Below are 1,417 nucleotides of genomic sequence, written 5' to 3' on the forward strand. Positions count from 1 at the left end.
AATGAACTTTCCTGAAATAGGTTGACTAAAAATTAAACCATTAATTATAGTCACTTATGAAAACACAAAATGAACACTGGCGAAAAAAAAGCTATCAAAAAGCAACCTTGGAGACCAAACTTTTAGTCGTTGACCAAATTCTTAGCGGACAATTATCCAATAACCAAGCTTCAAAAAAATACGATGTCCCTCGAACAACCATTACCTATTGGTTAAGAAAATACAGTACATTAGTACAACAAAATACTGGTATGAGTAAAAACGACGAAATCAAAAAATTAAAGGAACGTATTGAAGAACTAGAGTTTCAAAAAGACTTCCAACAAGACATTATCGCTGATATGGAACTTATTACAGGAGTCGACATGTCAAAAAAGTCATTGCCCAAAACGTTAGCAAAAGAGATAGAGCAAAAGAAAAGACAGCGTATAAAAGAAAATGGCTCTATGGATGTTTTGGGATATCTAAACAAGCCTTCTACAAAAGACTAAGAACTCAACAGAAAAAAGAAATAGATCATCAAAAAATGATTAAAATGGTTAAGGACTACCGCAAAAAAGTAGGCTCTAAAACTGGTGGAATTAAACTACATGCGGAACTTAAAGCTAATTTTACTAAGGCTAATATTAAGATTGGTAGAGACAAGTTCTATCACTTCCTTAGGCTAAATAATCTTTTGATTCCTAAAACTAAAAATTACATCACAACGACAAACTCAAACCATATGTACAAAAAATATAAGAACCTTGTAAAAGACCACGTTCCTACTCGACCGGAACAACTATGGGTTAGCGATATAACATACATTAAAACAGAAAATGGGCACAACTATCTAGCATTAGTCACAGACGCCTATTCTAAGCAAATAATGGGATATAAACTCGACAACCACATGAGAACATCACTTTGCACAGATGCGCTCGCTATGGCTATTAAAAACAGAAAATATACCAATCAAAAGCTTATTCATCATTCTGACAGAGGTTTTCAATATTGCAATCCCAAATACACAGAATTCGCTGAAAACAATAACATTACAATGAGTATGACTGAGCAATACGACCCTTATGAAAACGCTATTGCAGAACGCATTAACAGAACTCTTAAATATGAATATGGATTAAAACAAACTATTAAGAACACTGAATTAGCACAAAAAATGACACAACAAGCAGTATATATTTATAACAATTTGAGAACCCATTTTAGCCTGGATCTCAGAAAACCTGCTGAAGTCCATCTGAATCCAAACATCAAATACAAATCCTATCGAAAAAATAAAGTAAATTTACCTGAACTTACGATTTAAGAACTGACCTAGTTCAAACTATTTTTTTGCCTTCTAAACGGCTCTAAAAAATCTTTTGAATGTGGAAATAATAACCAAAAAAGAGTCAACCTATATCAGTATAATACA

The 1,417-nt window shown here is 32.7% G+C and carries 2 protein-coding genes; both read left to right on the plus strand.

All coding sequences use genetic code 11. The annotated features are described in order from the left end of the window. The first annotated feature begins 56 nt into the window (after nucleotides 1-56). Nucleotides 57-491, plus strand: a complete 435-nt coding sequence (locus DFQ09_RS18675; protein WP_115813148.1) for a helix-turn-helix domain-containing protein — start codon at nucleotides 57-59, stop codon at nucleotides 489-491. Beyond that, nucleotides 461-1,309: an IS3 family transposase gene (locus tag DFQ09_RS18680; RefSeq protein ID WP_245940389.1), complete on the plus strand. Its 849-nt coding sequence runs from the start codon at nucleotides 461-463 to the stop codon at nucleotides 1,307-1,309. Before DFQ09_RS18675 ends, DFQ09_RS18680 begins: the two co-directional genes overlap by 31 nt. The last annotated feature ends 108 nt before the right edge of the window (nucleotides 1,310-1,417 follow it).

The sequence above is a fragment of the Winogradskyella pacifica genome, assembly GCF_003386275.1.
In the GTDB taxonomy this organism is placed as follows: domain Bacteria; phylum Bacteroidota; class Bacteroidia; order Flavobacteriales; family Flavobacteriaceae; genus Winogradskyella; species Winogradskyella pacifica.

Bases quoted from the DNA above. Each gene is read 5' to 3' on its own strand.
- DFQ09_RS18675 (WP_115813148.1), top strand. From the start codon at position 57: ATGAAAACACAAAATGAACACTGGCGAAAAAAAAGCTATCAAAAAGCA.